The sequence below is a fragment of the Micromonospora sp. II genome (assembly GCF_001709195.1).
In the GTDB taxonomy this organism is placed as follows: domain Bacteria; phylum Actinomycetota; class Actinomycetes; order Mycobacteriales; family Micromonosporaceae; genus Micromonospora; species Micromonospora chalcea.
Window position 1 is genome coordinate 24,503 of sequence record NZ_LYXF01000025.1, and the last position, 12,669, is coordinate 37,171.

A 12,669-nucleotide genomic window follows, 5' to 3' on the forward strand; every position below is an offset into this window, starting at 1 on the left:
CATCATCGGCGGATGGACGACGCATACGTGGTGGGTGACCCGGACGGCCTCAGCCCACTCCAGGCAGAGATCCGCGACGCGGTGGCCCGCGAACTGCACGCCCAGTTCGCGCTCCGGGCCGACCGCCTCGAACTGGCCGACCTGCCGGAGGTGGCCTACCAGGTCACGCGCCGGGTGGACGAGGTGCTGAGCGCGCGCCCGGCCACTACACCCCGGCGTACGAGTGCAGACCGGTGAAGAAGAAGTTCACGCCGAACAGGTTCATCATCACGGTCAGGAAGCCCACGATGGAGATCCAGGTCGCCACGTTGCGCTTCACGCTCGGCGTGGCCCGGGCGTGCAGGTAGCCCGCGTACACCACCCAGGAGATGAACGCCCAGGTCTCCTTGGGGTCCCAGCCCCAGGCGCGGCCCCACGCCGCCTCGGCCCAGATCGCGCCCGCGATCACCGCGAACGTGAAGATCGGGAACGAGAAGGCGTGCAGCGTGAAGGTCAACCGCTCCAGCCCGGCCGCCGCCGGAAGGCGGCGGGCCAGGGTGTACGGGAAGCTGCGGCGACCCTGCTCCCAGCCGGCCCGCATCAGGTACGCGGCGGCGGGCACCACGCCCAGCAGGAAGAGGCCCGAGGCAAAGATGATCGTCGAGACGTGGATGATGAACCACCACGACTGCAGCGCCGGCATCAGCGGCTCGATCGGCACGTAGAGCTTCAGCTCGGCGAACGCCAGCAGCAGCACCATCACCAGCGTCAGGAACAGCCCGAGCCGGCGCAGCCACGGCTGCTTCCAGAGCACCACGAGCCAGGCCGCCACACCGATCCAGGTGCCGGTCAGCACGAACTCGTACATGTTGCCCCAGGGCATCCGGTCGGCGGCGACGCCCCGCGTGATCACCGCGCCCAGGTGCACGGCGGCGGCGACCGCGGTGAGCCAGCCGGCGATCCGGCCGGCCAGCACGGCCCGGGCGGCGGAGTGGTCCGGCCGCGGCGGCGCGGCCGGCTCGTCGACGGTGCCGCCGGCGCCGCCGACGCCCGCGCCGACCAGTTCCCGCGCGGGCGCGGCCGCGGGGACCTTCCGCGCGTTGCCCAGCGCGAACTCCACGGCGTGGCTGATCATCGCGATCAGGTACACCAGGATCGCGTACGCGACCAGCTGGTCGGAGAGTGCGGACATCACTCGTCTCCTTCTCGCGCCCGCCGCGCGTCCGGCGCGTCGCCGCTCACCGCGGCGACGAGCTGCGCGAACTCGTCGGCGAACCCTGGGTGCTCGGTGCGCGGCAGCCCACCGGCCTCCACCAAACTACTACCGCCCGTCGGAGATCCACCCTCCGGGGGCGAAACCCGGAACCACACCCGTCGCCGCCGGGCGAACAGCGAGCCCATCAGGCCCAGCAGCAGCGTGCCGCTGGCCACCAGCAGCAGCGTCTGCCCGGGCGCGTGCCGGACCGCGAGCGTGATGTACGGCTTGGTGCCGACGAACTCCAGCGTGCTGCCGTCGTCGAGGGTCCACTTCTCCCCCGGCCGCAGCAGCTTGGTGCCGATCTCCTTGAGCTTGCCGTCGTCGATCTGCCGCCGGTCCAGCGCGTATACCGAGCCGGGGATGCCGGCGTCCATCCCGAGGTTCCCCCGGTACGCGGTCAGGTTCACCATCGGGTTGCGCTCGGCCGGATACTGCGACGCCACGTACGGCGCGCTCTCCGGCCCGGTGGGCAGGTAGAGCCCGTCGAAGGCGACCTGCTGGTCCGGGGACCGCGCGCCGGTCTTCGGGTCGACGTTGGCGTCCGGGAAGATCGCCACGCCCTCCTCGGTCGCGTTGGAGTCGCCGGTACGCAGGAACGGCGCCTCGCTGGTCTGGCTGCGGCCGTACTTGTCGGTGTACTTCAGCAGCGGCGCGTAGCCGTTGCCGAGCAGGTAGACGTTCGCCGAGCCGAGCCGCAGCGGCGAGTTGACCGAGAAGCCGGCGGTCCGCGCCGTGCCGCCCGGCTCGTCCACGGTCACCGTGGCCCAGTAGCGGGACGCCAGCCCGGACGGCAGGTAGTCGGCCTCGAACTTCTCCAGCGTCAGGCAGAACGGCGGCAGGTCGGCGCTGTCCACGCGCGGGCCGAGCGACGCCTCGGCGTACTGCTGACGGGTGTTGCAGAAGGCGTTGTCCTCGCCCGCGACCAGGATGCGGTTGCCGTGCCATCCGTACCAGGAACCGAGCGCGACCCCGAGCAGGACGGCGACCAGCGACACGTGGAAGAGCAGGTTGCCGGTCTCCTTGAGGTAGCCCTTCTCGGCGGAGACCTCGTTGCCGCGCACGGTGACCCGCCACCGGCGGCCGCGCAGCACCGCCGCGATCGCCTCGGGGTCGGCGGCGGCCGGGGCCTCCAGCACCGTGTGCTGGGGCAGCCGTTCGAGCCGCTTCGGCGCGGCCGGCGGCTTCATCCGCAGCGCGCGGACGTGGTCCCGGGCGCGGGGCAGGATGCAGCCGATCAGCGAGGTGAACAGCAGCAGGTAGATCGCGGAGAACCAGACCGAGCCGAAGACCTCGAACGCGCCGATCTGGTCCAGCCGGGGCGCGAGGTCGGGGTGGTCCACGAACCACTGGTTGACCCGTTCCGGGTTGACGCCGCGCTGCGGCAGCACCGAGCCGGGGATGGCCGCGACGGCGAGCAGGAACAGCAGGATCAGCGCGGTACGCATGCTGGTGAGCTGCCGCCACGAGTTGCGCAGCAGGGCCAGCACCGGGTTGACCCGCCGTCGGGGTGCCTGCGCCGGAGGGGTCGACGGCCGGTCGTCGACGGTCGTCATCAGATGCTCACCTCGCCCACGCCCACGTTCGTCTGCAGCCAGATCACCACGTTCACCCAGCCGCCGCTGATCAGCGCCAGGCCGATCGCGATCAGCAGGGCCCCGCCGATGCGGGTGACCCAGCGGCTGTTGCGCCGGACGGCGCGGAACACCCCGAGCAGGCGCTGGAAGCCCAGCCCGAAGACGACGAACGGTATCCCCAGCCCGAGGCAGTACGCCACGGCGAGCACCACGGCCCGGTCGGTGCCCCCCTCGGTGGCCGCCATGCCGAGCACCGCGCCGAGCGTCGGGCCGGTGCAGGGCAGCCAGCTGAGCGCGAAGACCGCGCCGAGCACCGGCGCGCCGAGCAGCCCGGCGGAGGGCAGCCAGCGGATGCGGAACTCCCGCTGCATGCCGGGGATCACCCCGAGGTAGCCGAGCCCGAGCACCACCACGAGCGCGCCGATGACGATCTCCAGCGTGCGCTCGTACCGGAAGAAGAGCTTGCCGACGCCGGAGAAGAGGATCGCGGTGGCGACGAACACGACTGTGAAGCCGGCAATGAACAGCAGCGTGCCGGCGAGCACCCGGCCCTTGACGGCCGCGGTGGTCCGGGCCGGCGCCGCCCGCTCGGCGACGCCCACACCGCCCCCGCTCGCGCCGCCGCTGTTAACAAGGGGCCCTTCCTCTACCGGAGGCGTTAACAGGGGGCCCTTCCTTGCACCCTCCAGGTCGGCGCCGGCCAGGCCGGTCACGTACGACAGGTAGCCGGGCATCAGCGGGAGCACGCACGGGGACAGAAAGCTCACCAGCCCGGCCAGTGCGGCCGCGCCCACCGCGAACAGCAGCGGGCCGGACTCGGCGAGCTGGCGGAACGTCTCGCCCATCAGCGGGCGCCGTTCGGCGCCGGTGACTCGGCGGCGATCTTCTCGACGATCGGTCGCAGCTCGTCGCGGGTGACGGCCCGGCGGATCACCACGGCGATCCGGCCCTCGCGGTCGAGCACGACGGTGGCCGGGGTGGTGTTCGGCGGGATGTCGAAGTTGAGCGCCTGCCGGCTGGCCGGGTCGAAGATGCTCGGGTACGTGACCCGGCCCTCCTCGAAGGCGAGCGCCTTGTCCTTGCTGTCCTGCACGTTGATGCCGAGGAACGTCACGCCGGAGCCCTTCGTGGCCTGGTAGGTGTCCTCCAGGTCGTCCGCCTCGGCACGGCAGGGCGCGCACCAGGAGCCCCAGAAGTTGACCACGACGACCTGGCCGCGGTCGCGGGAGATGTCGTAGCCGCCGCCGGTGAGCAGCTCACCGCTGACCTTCGGCGTCTTCGAGCGCTGGTCGGGTGCGCAGGTGACGACGGAGCCGTCGGCCGCGCACCGGCTCTCCTGGCTGCCGGAGGAGCAGCCGACCAGCGCCGTACCGGCGGTGACGGCGGCGAGCAGGGCGGCGGCGAGCCTCCGGGTGAGCATCAGGCCCCCTTGGCCGTCCGGGCGGTCGGCGAGATCGACACCAGGTGGGCGGCCGGCTCGGAGTACCCGATGCCGACGATCTTGGCGCCGTCGAAGTGGAACGAGGTGAGGCTGGCCAGGCCGCACTGGCGGCGGCGCGGGTCGTGCCAGAGGCGCTTGCGCTCGACGTGCCGGCGCAGCGTCCAGATCGGGAGCTGGTGCGACACGAGCACCGCCTCGCGGCCCTCGGCGGCGACGCGGGCGGCGTGCAGCGCGGCGAACATGCGCTCGGCGATGGCCCGGTACGCCTCGCCCCAGGACGGGGTCACCGGGTCGCGCAGCACCCACCAGTTGCGCGGGTCGCGGAACGAGCCGTCACCGGGCGAGACCTTCTTGCCCTCGAACCAGTTCGCGCTCTCGATCAGCCGCTCGTCGACGCCGACGGAGAGGCCGAACTGCGCCGCGATCGGCTCGGCGGTCTGCTGGGCGCGCTCCAGCGGGCTGGCCACCACGTGCACCACGGTCCGGTCGGCGAGCGCCTGCGCGGCCGCCTTCGCCATCTGCACGCCCAGCTCGGAGAGGCGGAACCCGGGCAGGCGGCCGTAGAGGATGCCGTCCGGGTTGTGCACCTCACCGTGCCGCAGCACGTGCACCACGGTCTCCGCCATAGTTACCCCCCGCTTCCCGCCGCTGCCGCCGCCCGCGCCGCCACCGGCAGGGCGGCGGCGATCTGCTCCCACGCCGCGTCGTCGATCGCGGTCGAGACGAACCACGACTCGAACGCGCTCGGCGGCAGGTAGACGCCACCGGCGAGCATCGCGTGGAAGAACGCCTTGAACGCCGGCACCACCTGGGTACGGGCGCTGTCGTAGTCGCGCACGTCCGCGTCGGTGAAGAAGACCGAGAACATGTTGCCGGCGGTGGAGAGGCGGTGCGGCACGCCGGCCGCGGACAGCGCCTCGGTGGTGAGCTTGCCGAGCGCGGCGGAGGTCTCGTCGAGCCGCCGGTAGAGCGCGTCGTCGGCCAGCCGCAGCGTGGCCAGTCCGGCGGCGCAGGCCAGCGGGTTACCGGAGAGCGTCCCGGCCTGGTAGACCGGGCCGGCCGGGGCGAGCTTCGCCATGATCTCCGCGCGCCCGCCGAACGCCGCGGCGGGCAGGCCGCCACCCATGACCTTCCCGTACGTCCACAGGTCCGCGTCCGACGGGTCGAGGCCGTGCCATCCGGCGCGGGACACCCGGAACCCGGTCATCACCTCGTCGACGATGAGCAGCGCGCCGTGCGCGTGCGCGATCCGGGCCAGTTCGGCGTTGAAGCCGTCGCGCGGGGCGATCACGCCCATGTTGCCAGCGGCGGCCTCGGTGATGATCGCGGCGATGTGCTGGCCCTGGGCGGCGAACGCCTCCTCGACCGCGCGCAGGTCGTTGTACGGCAGCACGATCGTGTCGCCCGCTGCCGCGCCGGTCACGCCGGGCGAGTCGGGCAGGCCGAACGTGGCCACGCCGGAGCCGGCGGCGGCGAGCAGCGCGTCCGAGTGGCCGTGGTAGCAGCCGGCGAACTTGATGATTTTGGAGCGGCCGGTGAAGCCGCGGGCCAGCCGGATCGCCGACATGGTCGCCTCGGTGCCGGAGTTGACCAGGCGCACCTGCTCGACCGGCGTCCGCGCGATGATCTCCTCGGCCAGGTCCACCTCACCCGGGGTGGGCGTGCCGAAGCTCGTGCCCAGCGTGGCGGCCTCGCGCAGCGCCTCCACCACTGCCGGGTGCGCGTGGCCGAGAATGAGCGGGCCCCAGGAGCAGACCAGGTCGACGTACCGACGACCGTCGGCGTCGAAGAGCCACGGACCCTCCCCCCGGACCATGAAGCGCGGGGTGCCGCCGACGGCACGGAACGCGCGCACGGGAGAGTTCACCCCGCCGGGCACGACGGCCTTGGCGCGGTCGAACAGGGCCTCGGAGGCCGGGGCGTCGGCCGGGTAGCGGCCGGATCCGGCGGAAAACGTCTCGGTCACGATGGGCCCATTGTGTCAGCGTCGGAGTGCTGCCTGGCACGCACCCCGCGACGGGGGTTACCAGGCTCACCCCGGTGAGCGGCGGCAGGCCGCCAGCGATCCGCTCGACAGGCCCGTCGGTCGAGATCGCGATAGGCTGACCGGGTGGATCGTGCCGAACTGTCCATCGCCGTACAGCGGACCGGTGACGAAGCAGTGCTTCGTCTGGCCGGTGAGATCGACATGCTCACGGCCGCCCAGCTCTCGACGGTGGTCAACGAGGTGCTGGCGGATCCGCCCCCGCGCATCGTGCTCGACCTGGCCGGGGTCACGTTCTGCGACTCGCAGGGCCTCGGCACGCTCGTGGTGCTCAGCCGCAAGGCCAGTCATGCCCAGTGCCTGCTGATACTCACCAACGTCGGCGACTTCCTGATCCGCGTCCTGGACATCACCGGTCTCCGCAGCGCCCTGATGATCCGCAACGAAGCCACCCCGTAGCCCGACCCTCGCTTTCCTCCGCGATCTTGCACTTGCGGCCCTCCACGAGGGTGATTCACCCCTTTCGCCGGGGCCGCAAGTGCAAGATCAACGCTGCTAGAGGACGGGGACGTCGCGGCGGCGGAAGGTGAGCAGGCCAGCCGTGGCCAGGGTCACCGCCAGGGCCGTGAGCAGGTAGAGCGGGGTGGGCGTCCAGGCGTCGCGGAGCACCTGCGGAGTGTGCGTGAACGGGGACAGGTCCAGCAGCCACTGGTCCAGCTCCAGCACCGCGCCGAGCTGCCCGAGCAGCACGCAGACCGCCAGCACCGCCCAGGTGACCGGCGCGAGCCGGGGCAGCAGGCCGTAGAGCAGTACGGCGAGTCCGGCCAGCACCCACGCCGCCGGCACCTGGGCCAGGCCCGCGGCGAGCATCCGGCCCAGCTGGCGGGGCACGTCACCGGTGCTCAGCCCGTACGTCAGGCCGGTCGCGAGCCCGGTCACCGCGAGCACCACCACCGGGCCGAGCAGCGCGAACGTCACGTGCGAGAGCAGCCAGGTCGAGCGGCGGGTGCCGGTGGCGAGCACCGGCTCGGCGTGCCCGGCGGACTCCTCGGCGCGCATCCGCAGCGCGGCCTGGATGCCGTACCCGGCGGCGGCCAGCCCGGCCAGGCTCAGCGTCACGCCCAGGTACGCGTCGGCCATGCCGGACGCCCCGCCGAGCCGGGCCACGATCTCCTCCATCCGCGGGCTGCCCTCGACGGACCGGCCGGCCGCCTCGGCCGCGCCACCGAGGATCAGGCCGAGCAGGCCGAACCCGACCGACCACCAGAGGATCTGCCCCCGGTGCAGCCGCCAGGCCAGGCCGAACGGACCGGACAGGCCACCACCGGCGGCGGCCGGGCCGAGCCGGGGCGGCAGCACGCCCGCGCCCAGGTCGCGGCGGACCGAGACCGGGTACGCGAACGCGGCGAGCAGCGCCGTGGCGGCAAGCGGCAGCAGCAGCACCCACCACCGCTCCCCCTCGTACGGGCGGACCCGGGCGGCCCAGCCCAGCGGGGACAGCCAGCTCGGCCAGTCGTTGCCCGCCGTGTCCCCGGCCAGGCGCAGCCCGAACGCGGCGCCGAGACCGGCGAGGCCGATGCCCCGCGCCCCACCCGCGGTCTCGGTCAACTGGGCCGCCAGCCCGCCGAGCGTGGCGAACACGACGCCGGTCAGCACGGTGACCAGGCCGTACGCCAGCGAGCCGCCGACCGGCAGCCCGGTCGCGACCAGCCCGGCGGCGGTGAGCAGGCCGAGCAGCAGATCCGCCGCGTACGTGACGAGCAGCGCGGCGGTCAGCCCGGCGTGCCGCCCGAGCACGTTGCCACCGAGCAGTTCCCGCCGGCCGGCCTCCTCCTCGGTGCGGGTGTGCCGGATGACGGTGAGCAGGCTGGCCAGCGCGACGATGAGCAGCAGGAAGCCGCTGCGCTGCGCGGTCAGCCCGCCGATGCTGTCGCCGTAGGCGGGGCCGAGCAGCGCGACGATGGACGGGTTGCGGGCGGTGCCCTCCAGGTACGCGGCCCGCTCGGCGGCGGTCGGGAACAGCCCGGCGAAGCTGGCCGCGTACGTCATCGGCAGCACCGCGAGGATCAGCACCCACAGCGGCAGCAGGAGACGGTCCCGGCGCAGGATCAGCCGGACCAGGTGGCGGGTGCCGGTGAGCGTGCTCATGCCCGGTCCGCCGTCTCGTAGTGCCGCAGGAACAGTTCCTCCAGCGTGGGCGGCGTGCTGACCAGGCTGCGTACGCCCAGCTCGGTGAGCCGGCGCAGCGCGGCGTCGAGCGCGGCGGTGTCGACGTCGAAGCGCACCCGCCGCCCGTCGACCCGCAGGTCGTGTACGCCGGGCAGGTCGGCCAGGCCATCGAGCGGCGCGGTGACCTCGGCGTCGATCGCGGTGCGGTGCAGGTGGCGCAGGTCGCCGAGCGTGCCGGACTCCACCGTCCGGCCGGCCCGGATGATCGTCACCCGGTCGCAGAGCGCCTCCACCTCGGCGAGGATGTGGCTGGACAGCAGCACCGTGCGTCCGTCGTGGACGGCGCGGCGGACCCAGTGCTGGAAGACCTCCTCCATCAGCGGGTCGAGCCCGGAGGTCGGCTCGTCGAGGATGAGCAGTTCGACGTCGGAGGCGAGCGCGGCGACCAGGCCGACCTTCTGCCGGTTGCCCTTGGAGTAGGTGCGGCCCTTTTTGCGCGGGTCCAGCTCGAAGGAGTCCAGCAGTTCGGCGCGGCGTTTCGGGTCGAGCCCGCCGCGCATCCGGCCGAGCAGGTCGATCACCTCGCCGCCGCTGAGGTTGGGCCAGAGCGTGACGTCGCCGGGCACGTACGCGAGGCGGCGGTGCAGCGCGACCGCGTCCCGCCAGGGGTCGCCGCCCAGCAGCCGGGCGGCCCCCGCGTCCGCCCGCAGCAGGCCGAGCAGCACCCGGATGGTGGTCGACTTGCCGGAGCCGTTCGGGCCGAGGAAGCCGTGCACCTCCCCGGTGCGGACGGTCAGGTCGAGCCCGTCGAGGGCCCGGGTGCGGCCGAAGGTCTTCACCAGGCCGGACACATCGATTGCCGTTTCCATAATTCAGAAGCTACGCTCGTTTCACAAACTTGTGAAGACTGTAGGGTCACGGGGTGAGTGTCGAGGAGCCGACCATGAACGAGCCGTTCCGCCACGACGAGGAGGAGGTCCACCTCTTCGTGGAGCGGATGGCGATGGCCTTCGCCGACGTGGGCTTCCCCCGGATGGCCGCCCGGGTCCTGTTCACAGTCATGAGCGCCGACGACCCGCTCACCGCGGGCGAGATCGCCGAACGGCTCGGCGTCAGCGCGGCGGCGGTCAGCGGCGCGGTCCGCTACCTGACCCAGTTCGCCATGCTGGTCCGCGAGCCGGTCAAGGGGTCCAGGCGCGACCGCTACCGGATGCCGGACAACCCCTGGTACGAGGCGACGATCACCAAGACCACGCTCTACAAGAACTTCATCGACATCGCCGCCGGCGGGGTCGACGCGCTGCACGGCCGCAGCACCCCGGCCGGTGAACGGGTCGCCGAGATGCGCGACTTCTTCCTCTTCGTACAGGAGGAACTGGAATCGCTCGGCGACCGGTGGCGGGCCCGGCGGGCCGCGACCGGGCACGGCGGCCCGGCCGGCGGCTGAACCGTCAGCGGGTGTTGCCCCAGCGCGCCTGCTCCAGCAGCTCGACCGCGCGTTCCCGGGTGGACGGGTCGTCGTCGGCGCGCAGCAGCGCCGTCGCCTCGTCCACCGCGTCGGTCAGGTGCCGCCACTGCAGATCCCGCTCCCGCACCAGGTCCGACTGGGCGGCGAGCTGCCGGGTCTTCACCCACAGGTCGACGAAGACGGTCACCTTCGCCCGCAGCACCCACGGATCGAACGGCTTGGTCAGGTAGTCGACCGCACCCGCCGCGTAGCCGCGCAACGCGAGCTGCGCGTCCTTGTCCGCGGCGGTCAGGAAGATGATCGGTACGTGCCGGGTGCGCTCGCGCCGCTTGATGTGCGTCGCCGTCTCGAAGCCGTCCATGTCGGGCATCTGGGCGTCCAGCAGGATCACCGCGAAGTCGTCCACGAGGAGCTGCTTGAGCGCGGCCTCGCCGCTCTCCACCGCGACCGACTGCACCGGGAGACCCTGGAGGATCGCCTCCAGCGCCATCAGGTTCTCCCGCCGGTCGTCCACCAGCAGGGCCTTGGCCGTCTGCGTCACGCGTTCTCCTCGCCTCGGCTGCGGCCGATCCAGGACGCCATCAGCTCGATCAGCTCGTCCAGGTCCACCGGCTTGGTGATGTAGTCGCTGCCGCCGGCGCTGAGCGCCGACTCCCGGTCGCCGGGCATCGCCTTGGCGGTCAGGAAGACGATCGGCAGGTCCGCGAACCGGTGGTTGCGGCGGATCTGCGCTGTCGTCTCGTACCCGTCCTGGTCCGGCATCATGGCGTCCATCAGGACGATGTCCACCTCCGGATGCTCGGCGAGCTGGCGGACGCCGTCCGCCCCGTTGTCCGAGTACAACACGGTCATGCCGTGCAGTTCCAACGCGGACGTCAACGCGAACACGTTCCGCACGTCGTCGTCGATGATCAGCACGGTCACGCCGTCCAGCCGCCGGGTGGCCGGCGTCTCCTGCGGCTGCGGCAGCTCCATCGGCATGAGCAGCGACGACGGCAGGCCCGCGCGGCTCGGCGACGGCGGCGCCGGCGCCACCACCGCGTCCGGCGCCAGCACATCGGGTACGAAGAGAGTGAACGTCGAACCCTGACCGGGCGCGGACGAGACGGTGATCGTGCCGCCGAGCAGGCGGGCCAGATCACGGCTGATGGACAGGCCCAGGCCGGTCCCGCCGTACCGCCGGCTGGTGGTGCCGTCCGCCTGCTGGAACGCCTCGAAGATCAGCGACAGCTTGTCGTCGGAGATGCCGATGCCGGTGTCGATCACGGTGAACGCGATCACCCGCTGCGCGTTCGTCAGCGCCGGCACGTCGAAGACGGCGTTCTCGGCCGCCGGCCCGATCCGCAGCGTCACCGCGCCGTTGTCGGTGAACTTCACCGCGTTGGAGAGCAGGTTGCGCAGGATCTGCTGCAACCGCTGGGCGTCGGTCACCAGCGCCGGCGGCAGATCGCTGCTGACCCGTACCTGGAAGTCCAGGCCCTTCTCCTCGGCCTGCGGCGCGAACGCCTGCTCGACGTAGCTCCGGATCTCGGCGAACTGGATCTCGGTGGGCTCCACGTCCATCCGGCCCGCCTCGATCTTCGACAGGTCGAGGATGTCGTCGATCAGCGAGAGCAGGTCCGAGCCGGCGCCGTGGATGGTCCGCGCGAACTCGATCTGCTTCGCGCTGAGGTTGCGCTCCGGGTTCTCGGCCAGCAGCCGGGCCAGCAGGAGCAGCGAGTTCAGCGGCGTACGCAGCTCGTGGCTCATGTTCGCCAGGAACTCCGACTTGTACGCCGACGCCCGGGTGAGCTGCTGCGCCTTCTCCTCCAGGCCGAGGCGGGCCAGCTCGATCTCCCGGTTCTGCGTCTCGATGTTGGCCTTCTGCTCGGACAGCAGCTTCGCCTTGTCCTCCAGCTCGGCGTTGGTGCGCTGCAACTCGGCCGACTGGTCCTGCATCTCGTGCGCCAGCCGCTGCGACTGCGCCAGCAGCTCCTCCGTACGCCGGTTGGCCTGGATGGTGTTGACCGCGACGCCGATGGTGAGCACCAGCCGCTCCAGGAACGCCAGGTGCAGGTCGGAGAACGTGGCCACGCCGGCGAACTCGATCACGGCGAGCAGTTCGCCCTCGAACAGGACCGGGAGCACCACCAGGTCGGCCGGGGGCGTGTCGGCCAGCCCGGAGCGCACCACGAGGCGCCCGTCCGGCTGCGCCTTGACCCGGATGGTCCGGCGGGACAACGCGGCCTGCCCGACCAGCCCCTCACCCGGGCCGAACGTGACGTCGTGCCCGCGGGCCACATACCCGTAGGAGGCGGTGAGCCGCAGCCGCATGCTGCCCTCGGAGCTGTCCGCCAGGAAGAACGCGCCGAGCTGCGCGTCCACCAGCGGGGTCACCTCCATCATGATCATGCGGCAGACCTCGCCCAGGTCGCGCTGGCCCTGCAGCAGACCACCGATGCGGGCCAGGTTCGAGTCGAGCCAGCCCTGCTCGGCGTTCTTCTTCGTCGTCTCCCGGAGGGTGACGATCATCTGGTTGATGTTGTCCTTCAGCTCGGCGACCTCGCCCTGCGCCTTCACGTTGATCCGCTGGGTCAGGTCGCCGCGGGTCACCGACGTGGAGACCTGCGCGATCGCGCGCAACTGCGTGGTGAGCGTGGAGGCGAGCTGGTTGACGTTCTCGGTGAGGTCGCGCCACGTACCGGAGACGCCCTTGACCTGGGCCTGACCGCCCAGCTTGCCCTCGGTGCCCACCTCGCGCGCCACGCGCGTCACCTCGTCGGCGAACGACGAGAGCTGGTCCACCATCGTGTTGAC

Annotated in this window: 13 protein-coding genes; 3 read left to right on the plus strand and 10 right to left on the minus strand. The window is 72.1% G+C overall.

Translation table 11 applies throughout. The features are described 5' to 3' along the window. Positions 1–12 precede the first annotated feature (12 nt). Complete coding sequence (locus A8711_RS16165) at positions 13–237, plus strand: hypothetical protein (RefSeq protein ID WP_043327397.1); 225 nt, start codon at positions 13–15, stop codon at positions 235–237. On the opposite strand, the gene ccsB is transcribed toward A8711_RS16165, so the two are convergent. Genes ccsB through hemL form a run of 6 tightly spaced genes read right to left on the minus strand, consistent with a single transcriptional unit; the run spans position 206 to position 6,218 of the window. Next, a complete protein-coding gene (ccsB, locus tag A8711_RS16170) occupies positions 206–1,171 on the minus strand; it encodes a c-type cytochrome biogenesis protein CcsB (protein WP_064448403.1) in 966 nt (321 codons plus the stop codon). The genes A8711_RS16165 and ccsB overlap by 32 nt on opposite strands. After that, on the minus strand, positions 1,171–2,790 hold the full coding sequence (locus A8711_RS16175) for a cytochrome c biogenesis protein ResB (protein WP_069088710.1): 1,620 nt from the start codon (positions 2,788–2,790) through the stop codon (positions 1,171–1,173). Before A8711_RS16175 ends, ccsB begins: the two co-directional genes overlap by 1 nt. Then, positions 2,790–3,656, minus strand: coding sequence for a cytochrome c biogenesis CcdA family protein (locus A8711_RS16180; RefSeq protein WP_064448401.1), 867 nt, complete (start codon positions 3,654–3,656; stop codon positions 2,790–2,792). The genes A8711_RS16175 and A8711_RS16180 overlap by 1 nt, the downstream gene beginning before the upstream one ends. Next, a complete protein-coding gene (locus A8711_RS16185; RefSeq protein ID WP_030500717.1) occupies positions 3,656–4,231 on the minus strand; it encodes a TlpA disulfide reductase family protein in 576 nt (191 codons plus the stop codon). Before A8711_RS16185 ends, A8711_RS16180 begins: the two co-directional genes overlap by 1 nt. Beyond that, a complete protein-coding gene (locus A8711_RS16190) occupies positions 4,231–4,878 on the minus strand; it encodes a histidine phosphatase family protein (protein WP_013283542.1) in 648 nt (215 codons plus the stop codon). The genes A8711_RS16185 and A8711_RS16190 overlap by 1 nt, the downstream gene beginning before the upstream one ends. Before the next feature lie 2 nt (positions 4,879–4,880). After that, positions 4,881–6,218, minus strand: a complete 1,338-nt coding sequence (gene hemL / locus A8711_RS16195; RefSeq protein WP_069088711.1) for a glutamate-1-semialdehyde 2,1-aminomutase — start codon at positions 6,216–6,218, stop codon at positions 4,881–4,883. Between the two features lie 144 nt (positions 6,219–6,362). Here hemL and A8711_RS16200 point away from each other — a divergent pair, with 144 nt between their 5' ends. Further along, complete coding sequence (locus tag A8711_RS16200) at positions 6,363–6,695, plus strand: STAS domain-containing protein (RefSeq protein ID WP_043327409.1); 333 nt, start codon at positions 6,363–6,365, stop codon at positions 6,693–6,695. Between the two features lie 96 nt (positions 6,696–6,791). On the opposite strand, the gene A8711_RS16205 is transcribed toward A8711_RS16200, so the two are convergent. Further along, positions 6,792–8,384, minus strand: a complete 1,593-nt coding sequence (locus A8711_RS16205) for an ABC transporter permease (protein ID WP_069088712.1) — start codon at positions 8,382–8,384, stop codon at positions 6,792–6,794. After that, the gene (locus tag A8711_RS16210; protein ID WP_069088713.1) at positions 8,381–9,274 is read right to left on the minus strand and encodes an ABC transporter ATP-binding protein; all 894 of its coding nucleotides are present in this window, start codon (positions 9,272–9,274) and stop codon (positions 8,381–8,383) included. The genes A8711_RS16205 and A8711_RS16210 overlap by 4 nt, the downstream gene beginning before the upstream one ends. 53 nt (positions 9,275–9,327) lie before the next feature. Here A8711_RS16210 and A8711_RS16215 point away from each other — a divergent pair, with 53 nt between their 5' ends. After that, the gene (locus tag A8711_RS16215) at positions 9,328–9,852 is read left to right on the plus strand and encodes a GbsR/MarR family transcriptional regulator (protein ID WP_223201263.1); all 525 of its coding nucleotides are present in this window, start codon (positions 9,328–9,330) and stop codon (positions 9,850–9,852) included. A gap of 4 nt (positions 9,853–9,856) precedes the next feature. Here the strand turns inward: A8711_RS16215 and A8711_RS16220 are convergent, their stop codons facing one another. Both A8711_RS16220 and A8711_RS16225 read right to left on the minus strand, forming a co-directional pair. Continuing rightward, the gene (locus A8711_RS16220; protein WP_013283536.1) at positions 9,857–10,414 is read right to left on the minus strand and encodes a two-component system response regulator; all 558 of its coding nucleotides are present in this window, start codon (positions 10,412–10,414) and stop codon (positions 9,857–9,859) included. After that, positions 10,411–12,669: ATP-binding protein (locus A8711_RS16225; protein ID WP_141707664.1), on the minus strand; the 2,259-nt coding region annotated here is incomplete at its 5' end. The genes A8711_RS16225 and A8711_RS16220, both read right to left, overlap by 4 nt.

What these genes read in the sequence shown, in the direction of transcription:
- A8711_RS16165 (WP_043327397.1), top strand. Translation starts at nt 13, where the DNA reads ATGGACGACGCATACGTGGTGGGTGACCCGGACGGCCTCAGCCCACTC.
- ccsB (WP_064448403.1), bottom strand. Translation starts at nt 1,171, where the DNA reads ATGTCCGCACTCTCCGACCAGCTGGTCGCGTACGCGATCCTGGTGTAC.
- A8711_RS16175 (WP_069088710.1), bottom strand. Translation starts at nt 2,790, where the DNA reads ATGACGACCGTCGACGACCGGCCGTCGACCCCTCCGGCGCAGGCACCC.
- A8711_RS16180 (WP_064448401.1), bottom strand. Translation starts at nt 3,656, where the DNA reads ATGGGCGAGACGTTCCGCCAGCTCGCCGAGTCCGGCCCGCTGCTGTTC.
- A8711_RS16185 (WP_030500717.1), bottom strand. Translation starts at nt 4,231, where the DNA reads ATGCTCACCCGGAGGCTCGCCGCCGCCCTGCTCGCCGCCGTCACCGCC.
- A8711_RS16190 (WP_013283542.1), bottom strand. Translation starts at nt 4,878, where the DNA reads ATGGCGGAGACCGTGGTGCACGTGCTGCGGCACGGTGAGGTGCACAAC.
- A8711_RS16205 (WP_069088712.1), bottom strand. Translation starts at nt 8,384, where the DNA reads ATGAGCACGCTCACCGGCACCCGCCACCTGGTCCGGCTGATCCTGCGC.
- A8711_RS16210 (WP_069088713.1), bottom strand. Translation starts at nt 9,274, where the DNA reads ATGGAAACGGCAATCGATGTGTCCGGCCTGGTGAAGACCTTCGGCCGC.